Raw genomic sequence first — 16501 nt, forward strand, 5'->3', positions numbered from 1 at the left:
ACAACTTGCCGCATCGGGGCCACTATAAGCAAACGCTTAGATTATAAGCGCGTGCTTAGATTAGGAGCGGTTGAATGCGACGCACCCTGTACGGTCCCGATCACGAGGCGTTCCGCGAGTCGGCTCGCGAGTTCGTGAACCGGTTCGTGCTGCCCCGTGCCGAGGAACTCATCGAACGTCACGAGATCCCCCGCGACATCTGGATCGAAGCGGGCAAGGCGGGCTTCCTGGGGCTCGAGATCCCCGAGCGGTTCGGTGGCATGGAAGCGAACGACTACCGCTTCAACGCGATCGTCGCCGAGGAGTTCGCCCGGGCGAACATGGCGCTGTCGTCGTCGATCGGCATCCACTCCGACATCACCGTGCCGTACATCGTCCACCTCGGTAACGAGGAGCAGCGCGAGCGCTGGCTGCCGCGTTGCGCCACCGGTGAGCTCATCTGCGCGATCGGCATGACCGAGCCGTCCGGTGGTTCGGACCTCGCCAACCTCAAGACCACCGCGGTCCGCGACGGCGACGACTGGATCCTCAACGGCGCGAAGACCTTCATCACCAACGGCTACAACTGCGACCTGGTTGTCGTCGCGGCCCGCACCGATCCGTCGAAGGGCGCCAAGGGCATTTCGCTGCTCGTCGTCGAGCGCGGCATGGAGGGCTTCGAGAACGGCCGCAAGCTCGACAAGGTCGGCCAGCCCGAGGCCGACACCGCCGAACTGTTCTTCAAGGACGTCCGCGTCCCGGGCAAGAACCTCCTCGGTGAAGAGGGCATGGGCTTCATCTCGATGATGAAGCTGCTCCCGCAGGAGCGTCTCGGCTCCGCCATCAACAACGTGCACCACGCCAAGCACATCCTGCTCGAGACCATCGAGTACGCCAAGGAGCGCAAGGCGTTCGGCCAGGCCATCGGCACCATGCAGTACAACAAGTTCCTGCTCGCCGAGCTCGTCACCAAGATCGAGGTCGCCGAGGCGTACGTCGACCAGGCCGTCGAGGCCCACGCCGACGGTGAGCTCAGCGCCGTCGACGCCGCCAAGGCCAAGTGGTGGACGGCGCAGACGCAGTCCGAGGTTCTCGACGCCTGCGTGCAGATTCACGGCGGCTACGGCTTCATGAACGAGTACCGTGTGGCCCGTGCCTGGAAGGATGCCCGCGTCACCAAGATCTGGGCCGGCACCAACGAGATCATGAAGGAACTCATCGGCCGCGACCTCGGCCTGTAGTCCCCGATACTCCACTCTTTTCGAAGGAGCTTCCGATGCCCGAAGCAGTGATCGTCTCCGCAGTACGTTCGCCCATCGGCCGCGCGATGAAGGGCTCGCTCAAGTCGTTGCGCCCCGACGACATGGCCGCCCAGATGGTCGCCGCCGCACTCGCGAAGGTGCCCGAACTCGACCCCACCGAGATCGACGACCTTCTCCTCGGTTGCGGCCAGCCCGCCGGCCAGTCGGGTTTCAACATCGCGCGGACCGTCGCGGTGCAGCTCGGCTACGACTTCCTGCCGGGTGTGACCGTCAACCGGTACTGCTCGTCGTCGCTGCAGACCACCCGCATGGCGATGCACGCGATCAAGGCCGGCGAGGGCGACGTGTTCATCTCCGCCGGTGTCGAGTCGGTGTCGAGCTACATCACCGGCAACGCCGACGGACTGCCGAACACGAAGAACCCGCTCTACGCGGACGCCGAGGCCCGCACCGCGAAGCTCGCCGAGGGCGGCACCCCGTGGACCGATCCGCGCCGGGACGGCCTGCTCCCCGACGTCTACATCGCGATGGGCCAGACCGCCGAGAACGTCGCCTCGTACACCGGGATCTCCCGTGAGGACCAGGACCGGTGGGGCGTGCGGTCGCAGAACCGCGCGGAGGATGCCATCAAGTCCGGGTTCTTCGAGAAGGAGATCACCCCGCTGACCCTGCCCGACGGCACCGTCGTCTCCACCGACGACGGCCCGCGCGCGGGCACCACCTACGAGGCGGTCAGCCAGCTCAAGCCGGTGTTCCGCCCGGACGGCACGGTCACCGCCGGCAACGCGTGCCCGCTCAACGACGGTGCCGCGGCGCTGGTGATCATGTCGGACACCAAGGCGAAGGAGCTGGGTCTGACCCCGCTCGCCCGGATCGTCTCGACCGGCGTGTCGGGTCTGTCGCCCGAGATCATGGGCCTCGGCCCGATCGAGGCCGTGAAGAAGGCGCTGGCGCTGGCCGGTAAGTCGATCTCCGATATCGACCTGTTCGAGATCAACGAGGCGTTCGCCGTGCAGGTGCTCGGTTCGGCCCGCGAGCTGGGTATCGACGAGGACAAGCTCAACGTCTCCGGCGGTGCGATCGCGCTCGGCCACCCGTTCGGTATGACCGGTGCGCGCATCACGAACACGCTGATCAACAACCTGCAGGCCCACGACAAGCAGTTCGGCGTCGAGACCATGTGTGTCGGCGGCGGCCAGGGTATGGCGATGGTCCTCGAGCGCCTGAGCTGACGCCCGCATAGGCAAGGGCAAACACACCGTTAGGCCGTATGTCTGAAAAGGCATGCGGCTTAATGTTTTTCGGGCGTGTCCATTTGAATTCCACCACCTCTCCGGGCTATACACATCGGTAGCCCCGTCACTTCCGAGGAGACAACTGTGTCCGCTCTCGACAGGTTCCGCCTCGACGATCGCGTCGCGATCGTCACCGGCGCATCGTCCGGTCTCGGTGTCGCGTTCGCGCAGGCGCTGGCAGAAGCCGGTGCCGATGTGGTGCTCGCGGCCCGCCGCGCCGACCGGCTCGCGGAGACCGCCGAACTCGTCCGCGCCGCCGGCCGTCGCGCCGTCACCGTCGAAACCGACATCGCCGATCCGGACCAGGCGCAGCGCATGGTCGACACCGCCGTCGAGCAACTCGGCAAGGTCGACATCCTCGTCAACAACGCCGGTATCGGCACCGCGGTCCCCGCCACGAAGGAGACCCCGGACCAGTTCCGCCGCGTCATCGACATCAACCTCAACGGCTCCTACTGGGCCGCGCAGGCCGCCGGTCGCGTCATGCAGCCGGGCAGCTCGATCGTCAACATCTCCTCGATCCTCGGCATCACCACCGCGGGCCTGCCGCAGGCCGCGTACGCCGCGAGCAAGGCCGGGGTCATCGGCCTGACCCGCGACCTCGCGCAGCAGTGGGGTCTGCGCAAGGGCATCCGCGTCAACTCGATCGCCCCGGGCTTCTTCGCGACCGAGATGACCGACGAGTACCCGGAGGGCTACATCGAGAGCATGAAGTCGCGGATCGTCCTGGGCCGCACCGGTGACCCGGCCGAACTCGCCGCGACCCTCGTATGGCTCGTGTCCGACGCGGCCGGGTATGTGACGGGGCAGACCCTCGCGGTCGACGGCGGCCTTACCATCAACTGACCGTTCACCATCTACTGGAGGTTTCGTAGTGAGCTCGACAGTCCGCACCGCCATCGTCACCGGAGCCGCCCGCGGCATCGGTGCCGCCGTCGCCAAGCGTCTCGCCGAGGACGGCCTCCAGGTCGCCGTGCTCGATCTCGACGCCGACGCCTGCGCCGACACCGTCGCCGCCATCGAGTCCGTCGGCGGCAAGGCCCTCGCGGTCGGCGCGAACGTCGCCGACGAGCAGTCCGTCGCCGCTGCGGTGGAGAAGGTCGCCACCGAACTCGGCGAGCCGACGGTCCTGATCAACAACGCCGGCATCACCCGCGACAACCTGCTGTTCAAGATGACCGTCGAAGACTGGGACGCAGTCATGGCCGTGCACCTGCGCGGCGCGTTCCTCATGACGCGTGCCTGCCAGAAGTACATGGTGGACAACAAGTTCGGCCGCGTCGTCAACCTGTCGAGCACGTCCGCGCAGGGCAACCGCGGTCAGGTGAACTACTCCGCTGCCAAGGCCGGCATGCAGGGCTTCACCAAGACCCTCGCGATCGAGCTCGGCAAGTTCGGTGTCACCGCCAACGCGATCGCCCCGGGCTTCATCGAGACCGAGATGACCGCCGCGACCGCCGAGCGTGTCGGCGTCCCGTTCGAGGACTACAAGAAGGCCGCCGCGGCGCAGATCCCGGTCGCGCGCGTCGGCAAGCCGGAGGACATCGCCCACACCGCGTCGTTCCTCGCGTCCGAGGGTTCCGGTTTCGTGTCCGGCCAGGTCATCTACGTTGCCGGTGGTCCGAAGGACTGAATCAAGCCGAACGCGGCGCTGCGGTCCCCGGTGGGGGCCGCAGCGCCGCTGTCGTTCCGGCGTCTAACCGAGCGGGGGAAGCTTCACGACCTGCCCCGCGTACGCGAGCCCGGCGCCGAACCCCACCAGCAGTGCGGTGTCGCCGGGTTTCGCCTTGCCGGACCGGAGGAGTTCTTCCATCGCGAGCGGAATCGACGCGGCGCTCGTGTTGCCGGTCTCGGCGATGTCCCCCGCGACCGCGACCGAATCGGGCAGGGCCAGCGCGCGAACCAGCGCGTCGGTGATGCGGCTGTTGGCCTGGTGTGGCACGAAAGCGTCCAGGTCGTCGACGGTGACCCCGGCCTTGCCGAGGGCGTCGCGGCACGCCTTCTCCAGGAACGTGACGGCCCACCGGAACACCGCGGCACCGTTCATGCGGATGTAGGGCCGTTCGGGCACGGTCCCGCTGCCGCCCGCCGCCTCGACTTCGGCGAAGTAGCGCGCGAAGTCCTTGTCCTGCTTGATGGCGTCGGTCTGGGAGCCGTCGGAGCCCCACGCGACCGGTCCGATGCCCTCGGTGTCGGAGGGCCCGACCACGGCGGCGCCGGCCCCGTCGGCGAAGATGAACGCGCACGTGCGGTCGGTGGGGTCGAGCAGATCCGACAGTCGTTCGACGCCGATCACGAGAACGTGACGGGCCTGTCCTGCCCGGACCAGGGCCGCCGCGTTCCCCAGCGCGTAGCAGAAGCCCGCGCAGCCCGCGGAGATGTCGAACGCCGCGGTGTCGTGCATACCGAGTTCGGTGGCCACGACCGCCCCGGCGGAGGGGCCGAGCACCATCTGCGACGACGTGGCCAGCACGACCGCGTCGATCTGGTCCACGTCCAGCCCGGCTGCGGACAGCGCCTCGCGGGAGGCGGCCACGCTCATCGACACGATCGTCTCGTCGGGTTCGGCCCAGCGGCGGGTGGCGATGCCCGAGCGGGTCCGGATCCACTCGTCGGAGGAATCGATGCGGTCGACGATCTCGGCATTGGGCACGACGCGGCGAGGGCGGTATGCCCCGATTCCGAGCAGTGCGGCGTGCGTGACCGCGGGTGCGGTGTTGATAGCGGTGGGCATGGTGTCCTCTCCGGCCGGTATCGATGGATTCCGGCCGGATCCATCATGGAACCGGACGGCGGGTTTCGGCACGGACTTCCCGTATTGCGCACCCTACGAGCTTTCCGGGGCTCCCGGCACTACCCCTTGGGTGAGGTTTCCAGCCGCCATGCGGACGCGGCGTCGCGCTGTCGCCAGAACTCCGCGAAGCGGCCCCCTGCGGCGAGCAGTTCGTCGACGCCGCCGTCCTCGACGACGCGGCCGCGCTCGAGGAACACGACCCGGTCGGCGGTGCGGATGCCGGCCAATCGGTGCGCGACGATCACACGGGTGCGCGGCGTCGGGTCGGCGGTCAGGGCCTGCACGATCGCGGTTTCGTTCTCCGTGTCCAGCGCGCTGGTGGCCTCGTCGACGAGCAGCACCGGTGCCGGTTTCAGCAGCGCCCGCGCGATCGAAACGCGTTGCCGCTCACCCCCGGACAGCGCGCTGCCGCCTTCGCCGACGCGGGTGTCCCAGCCGTCGGGGGAGTTGGAGACGATCTCGTCGACCTGCGCGAGGGTCGCGGCGGTCGCGAGTGCGGCGTCGTCCGCGTCCGGGTTGCCGACCAGGATGTTCTCGCGGATCGTGCCGTCGAACAGGTACGGATGCTGGAAGACCACCCCCACCAGGTTGCGCCGGGAGATCGTGTCCAGGTCCGCGGCGTCGATGCCGTCGACGAGGATGCGCCCGGCGTGAGGTTCGTGCAGGCCGGCCAGCAACGCCAGGACCGTGCTCTTGCCGGATCCGGACGGCCCGACGATCGCGGTGGTGGTGCCGGCCTCGAACGTCAGGTCGAGACCGTCCAGCACCGCAGCGTTGTCGTAGCGGAAACCGATGCCCTGCAATTCGATTCGTGGTGGATGGCCGACGATCGTCATCGTCCCGGGCTCGTCGACGACCGGCGCGTCCAGTACCTCGCGGATCCTGCGCAGCGTCGTGATCGACGCTTCGACCCCGGCGGTGAGATCGCCGAGAGTGGTGAACGGATCGAGGTAGCGGACGATGACGACGATCAGGGCGATCGCCTCGGGCACGTCCAGGTCGCCGCGGACGGTCAGCGCCGCGACGGTACCGGCCAGGATCACCAGCGCGAGCTGCGCGGCGAGGCTGAACACCAGCTGCCCGGGGATCTGCATGCGGATCAACCGGAAGGTCGCCGAGTGCTGCTCGGACAGGGCCTTGCCCACGTGGCTGCGGGCCGGCTCGACGCGGCGTGCCGCGCGCAGCGCCGGCTGGGTGCGGGCGAACTCGACGATCCGCTCGGTCAGCGCCGCATTGGTGTCGGATGCGACGCGATCGGCGCTGCGGGAGAACCGGCCCGCCGCGAGGAACGCGCCGAGCAGCAGCGGGACACCGGCGAGCGCGGCGACACCGAGCACCCACGAGATCGGGAAGAGGGCGATCGCGATCGCCAGCGGCAGCAGCACCGCACCGAGCAGTGGCGTCACCAGGTACACGATCAGACCGACGAGATCCGGGCCGGTCGCGGCGATGGCCTGACGGGCGGTCGCGGTGTTCTCGGCGGTGAACCACGTGAGCCGGATGCGGGCGATCCGCTCGGTCACCTCGTGCTGGGCGTGCGCCAACAACCCGAATCCGAGGTCGAATCCGAAGCGGGAACCCCACGCGTCGACGACCCAGCCGACGACGGTGACGGCGGCGAGCGCGCCCAGCCACGGCCACGCGTCGGAGGGGGTCTCGCCGAACAGCGCGCCGACGAGCGGCACGAGCAGCACGACCCCGGCGGCACGGAGCAACACGCCGACGACGGTCAGCGTCAGGTGGACGGCGACGGTGCGGCGGCTGTCGGACGGCAGCAGCGTGAGCAGGGTGCGGATCATCGGGCCGGCTCCTGATCTGCGTCGGCGAGCATGCTGGACGGAAGAGAGCCCGCATCCCACAGCTTCCGGTAGCGGCCGCCGCGGGCCAGCAGTTCGGTGTGGGTGCCGGTCTCGGCGATGCGGCCGTGGTCGAGGACGACGATGCGGTCGACCCCGACGACGGTGTGCAGGCGGTGGGCGATCACCAGGACGGTGCGACCCTCGGTGAGCCGGCTCAGGGCCTGCTGCACGAAGTACTCGGATTCGGGATCGGCGTAGGCCGTGGCCTCGTCGAGCACGAGGATCGGTGTGTCCGCGAGGATCGCCCGGGCGATCGTGATGCGTTGCCGCTCACCTCCGGACAGCGGCGGATTCGTGCCGAGCATCGTGTCGTAGCCGTCGGGCAGCTCCATGATGCGTTCGTGGATGTAGGCGCTGCGTGCGGCCGATTCGATCATCTGATCGGTGGCATCGGGGACGGCGAGCGCGATGTTCTCCCGGACCGTGCCGTGGATCAGCTGGGTGTCCTGGAAGACGAAGCCGACCTGCTTGTACAGCTCGTCCGGGGTCAGCTCGCGGATGTCGCGGCCGAAGATGCGGATCGCGCCTTCGTCGACGTCGTGGAACCGTGCGAGCAGCGACGCCAGCGTGGACTTACCGGAACCGGACAGGCCGACGAGCGCGGTGACCGTGCCGGAGCCCAGCTCGAGGGAGATGTCGTCGAGCACCGGAACACCCGGTCGGTACGAGAAGCGGACGCCGTCGAACTGCACGGCGGTGACGTCGTCGCCGAGGCGACCCGAGCGGTTCCGAGTCTCGAGTTCGGGTTCGTCGAGCGCGACCTGGATGCGGCGGGCGGCGAGCATGCCGTCGCGCAGCCCGGACAGGCCGTAGCCGAGGCCGAGCAGGCGGGCGCCGAAGGTGGTGCCCAGGAACAGGAACGGCAGCAGCGTCGTCGGGTTCGTGCCGCCGTTGACCAGCACGGTGCCGAGGGCGGTGATGAGCAGCAGGAAGGTGGCCGGCCGGGTCGCGAGATCCATCAGGGTCTTCTTGCCGGTGAAAGGGCGCTGCCAGTCGTCGAGGAACCGGATGTACTCGTGCAGGCGCGCCCGGAACGTGGAGGCCGCGGCACCACCGAACACCCGGATGACGGGCTGGCCGTCGAGGTAGCCCGCGGCTTCGGTGTCCATCCGCTCGGCCCAGCGCGTGGACTGGGCGATCTTCGGCCCCGACTGGGTCATCATGATGATCATCGCCGCGAGGTAGACGAGGATCGGCAGGAACATCGCGAGCGCGATCCGCCAGTCCACGGTGAACAGGTAGACCAGCACGGCGATCGGCGCGACGACCGCGGCGGCCGCGTCGGGCACGGCGTGGGTGATCAGGTAGTGCAGGGACAGGGTGTCGTCCTGCACGAGTCGTTTGATCCGGCCGGAGTCGCGAGCGGTGAACCAGCCGAGGGGCAGTTTCGCGAGCTTGCCGAGAAGTCGTTGCCGCAGATCGCGTTCGAAGCGGGCATCGACGGTGTGCAGCCACAGGGACAGGGCCGCCGCGAGCAGCACACCGAAGCTCACCAGCCCGACCGTCCAGATCCCGAGGCGCCACAGCGCTGACGACGGTGCGCCGTCGAGCATGCGGCGGGCCAGTTCGGTGAGGAGCACGAACGGTGCGAGCTGGATCAGGGTGACGACGGCCTGGACGACACCGGCCGTGACGAGGGTGCGCTTCAGCGGGGCGATGAGTCGTCCGCCGGCCTGTGCCTGCCACGTGCCGCGCTCCGGTTTCGCAGCGGTGGCGGGCTTTTCGTCGGCTTCGGTTGCTGTTGCCGCGACGGTGGTTCGCGTGAGAGCTGCCTCGTCAGTGGTCGATTGCTCGTCGGCGGTCGAGCGCAGCTTGCCCATTGCGCGGCCCTCGTACCAGTACGCCTGAGCGTGCACCTCGGACTTGGGGAAACCGAAGTCGTCGCGCAGCCGGGTCCGCAACTGCTTGAGGGTGTTGGATTCGGGGCCGGCCCACGCGTACCAGTTCGACCAGTCGCGGTCCTCGAGCGCCGCGGCCAGCGAGTTCGCATCCTCGCGGGGAACCCAATGCTTCTGCAGCAGAGGATGATCGGCCATCGGAATGAGATGGTCGTCCTCGTGGTGCTGTTCGAGGTACAGCTCGACGGCGACCTCATGGGGGAGGGCGGTGAGGATGCTGTTGATCGCCGGGATCGACGCGGAGTCGCCGATCAGCAGGTAGCCGGCCGGCAGATCCTCGGGGATGTCGAGCGTCCTGGACCCGAACGACGTGACGCTGATGTGGTCGCCGGGGGTGGCGCGTTGCGCCCACGTCGACGCCGGACCGGCGGGTTCGTGCAGGACGAAGTCCACCGCGAACGTGCCCGCTTCCGGATCCGCCTCCGAAAACGTATATCCACGTTGGTATTCGGTCTCTCCGTCGTCCGGGTCGGGAAACCAGATCCGGATCCATGCGGTCGGTCCGGGGTCGGCGTCCTGGAACAGCGTCGGGGACGACATCCGGACCCGCAGGAAATGCGGTGCGAGCAGTTCGGTGCCGGTCACCACGGCGTCGTGGTCGCGGGCACCGAACCCGCGCATCATCGCCCCCTGAAAACCTCGTTTGGCCATCAGACCCCCATTCCTATCGCCGCCAGCTCGGCCATGACCTGATCGAGCGGCCGCCCGGGAGGGGCGACCGAGACGACTCCCCGGACCATCGCTGCCAGAACGAGTCTCACGAACTGTGTGTGTTCGACCGACGGAAGGTCGCGGTGCGCCTCCGCCAGGTCCTCGTCGGTCTTCAGTTGTTCGGTGATCTCCTGGCGTTGCACGTCGAGTTCCTCGGCGTGCTCGCGCTGGGAGTCCTCGGCCACCGCGTAGTTGATGGAGACACCGGCGATCACGCTGGACAGTGCGATCGCGACGTCGGGGCTGTATCCGCGTTTGCTCAACGCTTCGATCTGGTGCGCCATCAGGAGGCGCCCGGCCTCGCCGCGGGGAAACAGGGTCTGCATGTACACCCCGAGCCCGGGATGCCGGACGATGAAATTCCACATCTGCAGCCCGAAGGACAGCAGATGCTGCTCGATGTCGTGATCCGGATCGTCGTGGAGCTTCAGGTCGCCGAGCAGGCTTTCGCCGACGAGCCGTTCGAGACCCCACCGCCCGTCGACCGCCCGGTACAGGGCGGTCGAGGACACGCCGAGCTCCGCCGCGACGGCGTTCATGCTCAGCCGGCGCATCCCGAGTTTCCGGCCGGCACGAATGATGTCGTCGACCTCGAACATGCGCGGACGTCTGCCGATCACGTGTCTGTTCCCCTGATTCTCACCTAAGTTATGCCCCTTAACTTAGGCGAGTCTAAGTTGCCTTTCCTGGGGGTGCAACACTGTCGATTCGTCGGGTGACTCGGTGGGTGATGGTGATCTTGCCTGGAGTGGCATACGACTCTCATGCTCCCGGGTGGTGGGGGCCTCCACGCGTCCAAGCCGAAAAATGTTTCCCTTCGGCATGTTTGGTGTCGCAGTGACGGAGCTGGCCGGTGAGCAATTCGGGCTACCGGGCAGCCGATGGAGTTCCGGGAGAGTCGGCGAAGTTCGGCGCGTCAGCAGATCGCAGGCGCTTCGGGAGTGAAGTATTCATGCCCTTCCGGTGGAAGAGGCGCAGCTGCTCCACGATGACCGCACGAACGACATGCGGTGCCGAATCGTCGAGGAGTGTCAGAAAGTCGTCGCAGTTGTAGATCTCGTATGGCAGTTCGTCGGACTCGACAAATCCTCTGGTGTCGTTCGTCAAGAGAATGTCCGCGTGCGCATGGATGGCTGCGCAGTGGACGTGGGCGTCGCCGATATCGGGGTAGCGGCCGCGAGGGTCGATGGTGTATCCCTGGACGTGCCCGCTGGCGAACGTCTCTTCCAAGTTTCGGCGGACTCCGCCACACTGAGCGTCGTCGAGATGTGGGAACTTCTTGCGAAGGTGGTACTGGAACTCGACCATGATGTCGTCGGTCCACATGACCTCGAACAATGTTCGACCGGATCGCAGGTAGAGCAATGCGATCCAATCTCGAAGTGTCCGCGAGAACAACACATTCGCGTCCACCAGAACGCCCGTCCCCTGCCCCTATGCCATAACCGGGGATCGTACAAGTTACGGGGAACGGACGCTCTGGTGTCTACTGGCCGTGTCAGTCCTCGATGCCGAGTTCGCCTTCGAGGGCACGCAATCTCTCGAAGGCCTCACTCTGCTTGGCGGTCTGCTTTTCGCGGTACTCGAAAACATCCTTGCTGAGTAGGCGAGTGTGTGACCCCTGCTCGTGCGCAGGCAATGCGTCCTCGCGAATCAGTTTCATCAGAGTCGGGCGGGATATGCCCAGCATCTTTGCGGCTGTGGTCGTGGTGACCTCGGCGGGCAGGCTCCCGACGGTGACGGTGCCGCCCCTGCTGACGATGTCGAGCATATGACCGAGCCGGCCGGTGAGTTCGGAGGGAAAGGACAGAACCTCCCCTCCGGGGGATGTGACGGAGAGTGTGCAGGTCTTTGTGTCGCCAGAAGTGCTACGGCTTGCGTGGAGTCGTTCGTTGAACGCGCGCGCTTGTTCGACTTCGTCCGCGGTCAGGGACAGGACAGCCCGGTCATCGTGAACGTTCTGGATGCTCATGACGCGACCTCCCTCGCCTCTTGCTGTCATGTAGCACCGCCCACGGTATCGATTTGCACTTATAAGTGAAAGCGAGTTCCTGTCGGGCTCTTCCAGGCCGTCTGGTGCTCACGCGCTGTGTGAATGGACTCCGTGGAGCGACTCGACGATGTTGTCGGCGATCGCGGCAGCGACGTCCGGGGAGACATTCGCCTCGTGGCAGCGGCGGGCCGCGACGGCGAGCAGGCTGTCGGTGAGGATGTGCAGGTCGCGGTCGCGGAACCGGTCGATGCCCATCTCGATCGCCAGGGGTTCGCCCTCCAGGATCGAGCGGGTGGATTTGTGTTCGAACGTCGGACACAAATCCACACTCTTGTCTGAGGAAGCGCGCTGACTACGGCAGGAGCTCGACGTACCCGTCCGTTCCGTTCACCCGTATCCGTTGCCCGTCCCGAATGAGCCGTGTTGCATTCTCGACGCCCACGACCGCCGGCAGCCCGTACTCTCGCGCGATCACCGCACCGTGCGTCATCAGACCGCCGACCTCGGTCACCAGGCCCTTGATGGCGACGAACAGGGGTGTCCAGCTCGGATCGGTGTAGGCGGTGACCAGGATGTCGTCGGCCGCGAGATCGGCGTGCGCGATGTCCAGGACGACGCGGGCACGACCCTCGACGGTCCCGGTCGACACCGCCATGCCCGCGAGGGCACCGTCCGGAAGATCCTCGCGACGGTAGGCCCCCGTGAGGGCTTCACCGTCCGACGTGAGTACGCGTGGCGCTGCCAGTGCCTGATACGTGCGGAACTCGTCCCGTCGCTCGTCGATCAAGTCGTTGCGTTTACGCTGTGTCGCAACGAGATCGGCGAGTTCTTCGAACCTCAGGAAGAAGATGTCCTCCCGACTACGAACAACGCCGTCCCGGACGAGGCGGTCGGCCTCGCGCAGCAGTGCCTGCTTGTACACGAGGTAGCGGCACACCATCCCGTACTTCGGATACTCGCGGTACCCCGCGAAGTCCCGGACACGGTCGATCATCCGCTTCGTCTCTTCGGCCTTGGTGTCCCCATCGGGTAAGGCGCGCAAGCGCTCCAGAACCTCGCGTTCCTTCTCGTCGGAGTTGCGTCGACCCTGCTCGAAGCGCTCAGCGGCGGCACCTGGACCGAAACCCTTGATATTTCCCAGGATCGGCGGCACGAGGGTCGTCGGAGCTTCGCTCCAGCGGGGCCGGGTGATGTCGATTTCGCCGACGCATCGCATGCCGTACTTGTCGAGGTAGTCCTCGATGGCGGCGCGGGCTTCGCTGCCGCCGTCGAACTTTTCGAGCTCGTCGAGGATGGCGTCGTCGTCGAAACCCGAGTCCTCGACCTGCTGCAGGAAGGCCACCACCTGCGGATGCGGGCGGATGGCGTCGGCCACGTCCAGCAGCGCCAGCCCCATTTCCGAGGTCACGTTGTGCGGAACCGATTGGGTGAGCGTGTCGGCTGCATTCCGTTCGCCCAGCCACTCGTCGAGCCGGTCGTTCAGCCAGTCGGCAGCACCCATCCCGGCCATGATCGCTTGGAGGCCGCGCGGATCGAACAGGACCCGCCTGAGTTCCTCGATATCGTCCCGAATGAAGTCGATCAGCTCCGTCCCGGTCTTGGTTGCGATGTCACGCTTCAAGACCTCGAGGGAAGCCTCGCTCTGCGCGATGAGTTCGGTGACGATCGCCGGGTCCGGCGCGATCGGGTCAGGGGCGCCCACCGCTGCAGGAATGGAACCGTCGTCCGGACCTTGCGGGACGAAGCCGCGGTCCAGAATCGTCTGCAGCGCATCGCCGATGAGCGGATCGGATTTTCCGAGCGCGGCAACGATCGCGGGCCCGGCCGTCGCCGACGCAAGCCGCTCGGTGACGTCGACGAACAGCCGACCTCCGGCGTCACGCATCGGTGCGCGACTTGTCATCTGCCAGAAGGAAAGTCCGAGTGGCTTCATGGCGTCGGTCATCATCTGCTGATGCCCGACCGAGACGTACACGCGATTCTCGTCGTCATTGGATTCCGGGATCGGGAACAGCGTGGTGATGGGCCGGCTCTGAACGACCCGGAAATCGCCGTCGCGCAGGCACCATTCGATGTCCTGCGGGCAGCCGAAGTGCGTTTCGATCCGGCGGCCCAACCGCGCGAGCTGGAGGATCTGTGTGTCCGTCAGCACCGGTTGGGTCTGCCGCTCCGGCGGATTCTCCCGCATCTGTGTCCCACCATCCGGTGTGGCGTACAGAGCGCGTGGCTTGGTCGCGATCGTCCTGCCGACCACGGCACCGTCGCGCACCGTATAGACATCCGGGTTCACCTGGCCGGACACCAACGCCTCCCCGAGACCGAATCCGGCATCGATGGAGGTGACCGTCCGGTTGGAGGTGACGGGGTCGGCCGTGAACATGATCCCGGACGCCTCCGGGACCACCATCCGCTGCACGACCACGGCCATGTGCACCTTGCGGTGGTCGATCCCGTTGCGCATCCGGTAGGTGACGGCACGTTCGGTGAACAGCGATGCCCAGCACCTGACGACATGCCGGAGGACTTCGTCGGACCCCACGACGTTCAGGTACGTGTCCTGCTGACCAGCGAACGACGCGGACGGCAGATCCTCCGCGGTCGCGCTGGACCGCACGGCACAGGCTGTGTCGTCACCCAAGCGCGACAGTGCTTGCCTGATCGCCGCTGCCACCTCCTCCGGGACGACGCAGTCCTCGATCGTGCGACGAACCTGCGCGCTCACCGCGCCGATCTGCTCCCGATCGTCCGGAGTGAGGGGTGTGAGCTGCTCGAACAGGGCGTCGAGCGCCGGCGTTCCTGTCGTGACTCGGCGATAGGCGTCGGTTGTCACGCAGAAACCGTCGGGGACGAGGACGCCGTCGATGCGCGACAACTCTCCGAGGTTCGCGCCCTTGCCGCCGACCAGCGCGATCTGCGTCCGGTCGATCTCCTCGAAGCCCAATACGTAGTGCATGCTGCCGCCCTTCCCTGCTGGTCCCGCATTCTGCGGGCGATTATGAGCCGAAAATCGGGGCCTCATGAGGCTCGCCATTCGTGTATAGATTGGAAGTGGGAGCAAGCCGCACGGATCGCGATTCCCGCTCTCTACACTCGCCGCCTCCTCGAACAGTGGCCGAACCACCGAGGTAGTGGACCATAGGCGGCGGCAATGAGTTCGATCGGCGATGCGTCTTTGCGCCTCGTCCCGCTCGGTGTTGAACTGCACATACCGCTGTCTTCTCGGGGAATCGACCTCGGATCCGTCAGCAGCACCGCACAATTCGACGGGAGTGCCTCGATGCGCATCGGAACCATGATCACCTACAGCGGCGGGTTCGCCGAGACCGTCGCCGAGGTCGCCGATCTGGAACGCGCCGGTCTGGACGTCGTCTTCATGGCGGAGGCCTACTCGTTCGACGCCGTCAGCCAGCTCGGGTATCTCGCCGCAAAGACGTCGCGGGTGCAGCTCGCCTCCGGGATCTTCCAGATCTACACACGCACCCCCTCACTGATGGCGATGACCGCCGCCGGCCTCGACTACGTGTCCGACGGACGGTTCGTACTCGGCATCGGTGCGTCGGGGCCGCAGGTGATCGAAGGATTCCACGGCGTGCCCTACACGGCGCCGCTCGGACGCACCCGCGAGCTCGTCGACATCTGCCGGCAGGTGTGGCGCCGGGAACCGGTGCGCTACGACGGCAAGTACTACCAGATTCCGCTGCCTCCGGAGAAGGGCACGGGCCTCGGGAAGCCGCTGAAGATCATCAATCATCCGGTGCGTGAGCGCATCCCGATCGTCATCTCCGCACTGGGACCGAAGAATGTCGCCCTCACCGCGGAAATCGCTGAGGGCTGGCAGCCGATCTTCTACAACCCGGAGCGCGCGAACGACGTGTGGGGTGAGGCGCTCGCGAAGGGTAAGGCCAAGCGCGATCCCTCCCTCGGCGACCTGGAGGTCTACGCAGGCCCCGCGCTCGCGATCGGTGACGACGTCGATCACCTGCTCGACCTGGTCAAGCCCCACCTCGCGCTGTACATCGGGGGTATGGGTGCCCGCGGCAAGAACTTCTACAACGACCTCGCCTGCCGATACGGGTACGAGGCCGACGCCAAGATCATCCAGGATCTGTATCTGGACGGAAAGAAGGACGAAGCTGCCGCGGCGGTGCCGGACGAGCTGGTCCGGGCGATTTCGCTGATCGGCCCCGAGGGCTACGTGCGCGAGCGGGTCGCGGCATTCGCGGAGGCGGGTGCGACGACCTTGAACGTGAAGTTCCTCAGCCCCGACCCGGCAGGACGCGTCGAGCAGCTCGAGAAGCTGCGCGCCATCGTCGACGCGTGACGCCGGCCGGGTGTGCAGTTGTTGTCGCGTTCAGCGTGAATCGTCGACAACAACTGCACACCCGATCCCGCTTCGTGTGCTCGAAACTTTCGTCCACGCATAGGAATCGGACGCCCTGCGGGCGGCCGTCTTGAACCGATCGGAGACCCTTCGGGTCGCTGTGTCTGCTCGGCCCCTTCCCCAACGCTGCCCGGTCGCCATACCCCGATAGACCGTCTCGGCCAGCACTTCTGGCCCCACGTCGGGTGGTGACGTGTGGCTTCGGCTGGACCCGGTCGTTCGTGTCGACCCGTACGATCGGGTGCTCCGCCACCAGCTGCGGAGGCTGAAGGTACTGGTGCCCTGTCGGTTTCGGGTTCGGCTCCGTGGCCGGAGACCCGCAGCGGCGA

At 66.9% G+C, this 16501-nt stretch carries 13 protein-coding genes; 5 read left to right on the plus strand and 8 right to left on the minus strand.

What is annotated here, in order from left to right:
* The first annotated feature begins 74 nt into the window (after positions 1-74).
* The 4 genes from ACWDUD_RS06935 to fabG all read left to right on the plus strand — a co-directional run bounded on the left by ACWDUD_RS06935 (position 75) and on the right by fabG (position 4169).
* Positions 75-1220, plus strand: coding sequence for an acyl-CoA dehydrogenase family protein (locus ACWDUD_RS06935; RefSeq protein WP_197252933.1), 1146 nt, complete (start codon positions 75-77; stop codon positions 1218-1220).
* A 35-nt stretch (positions 1221-1255) separates the two neighbouring features.
* Complete coding sequence (locus ACWDUD_RS06940; protein ID WP_420752639.1) at positions 1256-2473, plus strand: acetyl-CoA C-acetyltransferase; 1218 nt, start codon at positions 1256-1258, stop codon at positions 2471-2473.
* A gap of 147 nt (positions 2474-2620) precedes the next feature.
* Positions 2621-3382, plus strand: a complete 762-nt coding sequence (locus ACWDUD_RS06945) for an SDR family NAD(P)-dependent oxidoreductase (RefSeq protein WP_420752640.1) — start codon at positions 2621-2623, stop codon at positions 3380-3382.
* A 28-nt stretch (positions 3383-3410) separates the two neighbouring features.
* Positions 3411-4169, plus strand: coding sequence for a 3-oxoacyl-ACP reductase FabG (fabG, locus tag ACWDUD_RS06950; protein ID WP_450108813.1), 759 nt, complete (start codon positions 3411-3413; stop codon positions 4167-4169).
* 63 nt (positions 4170-4232) lie between these two features.
* On the opposite strand, the gene ACWDUD_RS06955 is transcribed toward fabG, so the two are convergent.
* From ACWDUD_RS06955 to rph, 8 genes are all read right to left on the minus strand, one after another.
* Positions 4233-5270, minus strand: coding sequence for a beta-ketoacyl-ACP synthase III (locus ACWDUD_RS06955; protein ID WP_197252937.1), 1038 nt, complete (start codon positions 5268-5270; stop codon positions 4233-4235).
* Positions 5271-5389: 119 nt separating this feature from the next.
* Positions 5390-7129, minus strand: coding sequence for an ABC transporter ATP-binding protein (locus ACWDUD_RS06960; RefSeq protein ID WP_450108814.1), 1740 nt, complete (start codon positions 7127-7129; stop codon positions 5390-5392).
* On the minus strand, positions 7126-9738 hold the full coding sequence (locus tag ACWDUD_RS06965) for an ABC transporter ATP-binding protein/permease (protein WP_450108815.1): 2613 nt from the start codon (positions 9736-9738) through the stop codon (positions 7126-7128). The genes ACWDUD_RS06960 and ACWDUD_RS06965 overlap by 4 nt, the downstream gene beginning before the upstream one ends.
* On the minus strand, positions 9738-10418 hold the full coding sequence (locus ACWDUD_RS06970) for a TetR/AcrR family transcriptional regulator (RefSeq protein ID WP_450108816.1): 681 nt from the start codon (positions 10416-10418) through the stop codon (positions 9738-9740). The genes ACWDUD_RS06965 and ACWDUD_RS06970 overlap by 1 nt, the downstream gene beginning before the upstream one ends.
* A 247-nt stretch (positions 10419-10665) precedes the next feature.
* Positions 10666-11124, minus strand: coding sequence for a PIN domain-containing protein (locus tag ACWDUD_RS06975; protein ID WP_450108817.1), 459 nt, complete (start codon positions 11122-11124; stop codon positions 10666-10668).
* A 172-nt stretch (positions 11125-11296) separates the two neighbouring features.
* On the minus strand, positions 11297-11770 hold the full coding sequence (locus tag ACWDUD_RS06980) for a helix-turn-helix domain-containing protein (protein WP_450108818.1): 474 nt from the start codon (positions 11768-11770) through the stop codon (positions 11297-11299).
* A gap of 108 nt (positions 11771-11878) precedes the next feature.
* Positions 11879-12112 (minus strand): hypothetical protein, encoded by a 234-nt coding sequence (locus ACWDUD_RS06985; protein WP_450108819.1) that lies wholly within the window; start codon positions 12110-12112, stop codon positions 11879-11881.
* A gap of 31 nt (positions 12113-12143) precedes the next feature.
* The gene (gene rph, locus ACWDUD_RS06990) at positions 12144-14744 is read right to left on the minus strand and encodes a rifamycin-inactivating phosphotransferase (protein ID WP_450108820.1); all 2601 of its coding nucleotides are present in this window, start codon (positions 14742-14744) and stop codon (positions 12144-12146) included.
* 324 nt (positions 14745-15068) lie between these two features.
* Here rph and ACWDUD_RS06995 point away from each other — a divergent pair, with 324 nt between their 5' ends.
* Positions 15069-16112 (plus strand): LLM class F420-dependent oxidoreductase, encoded by a 1044-nt coding sequence (locus tag ACWDUD_RS06995; protein ID WP_450108821.1) that lies wholly within the window; start codon positions 15069-15071, stop codon positions 16110-16112.
* Positions 16113-16501: the final 389 nt, after the last annotated feature.

This window comes from Rhodococcus sp. NPDC003382, from assembly GCF_053589135.1.

Coding starts and splice junctions, on each gene's coding strand:
- ACWDUD_RS06960 (WP_450108814.1), bottom strand. CDS start 7,129: ATGATCCGCACCCTGCTCACGCTGCTGCCGTCCGACAGCCGCCGCACC.
- ACWDUD_RS06940 (WP_420752639.1), top strand. CDS start 1,256: ATGCCCGAAGCAGTGATCGTCTCCGCAGTACGTTCGCCCATCGGCCGC.
- ACWDUD_RS06995 (WP_450108821.1), top strand. CDS start 15,069: ATGCGCATCGGAACCATGATCACCTACAGCGGCGGGTTCGCCGAGACC.
- ACWDUD_RS06965 (WP_450108815.1), bottom strand. CDS start 9,738: ATGGCCAAACGAGGTTTTCAGGGGGCGATGATGCGCGGGTTCGGTGCC.
- rph (WP_450108820.1), bottom strand. CDS start 14,744: ATGCACTACGTATTGGGCTTCGAGGAGATCGACCGGACGCAGATCGCG.
- ACWDUD_RS06975 (WP_450108817.1), bottom strand. CDS start 11,124: ATGTGGACCGACGACATCATGGTCGAGTTCCAGTACCACCTTCGCAAG.
- ACWDUD_RS06980 (WP_450108818.1), bottom strand. CDS start 11,770: ATGAGCATCCAGAACGTTCACGATGACCGGGCTGTCCTGTCCCTGACC.
- ACWDUD_RS06955 (WP_197252937.1), bottom strand. CDS start 5,270: ATGCCCACCGCTATCAACACCGCACCCGCGGTCACGCACGCCGCACTG.
- ACWDUD_RS06935 (WP_197252933.1), top strand. CDS start 75: ATGCGACGCACCCTGTACGGTCCCGATCACGAGGCGTTCCGCGAGTCG.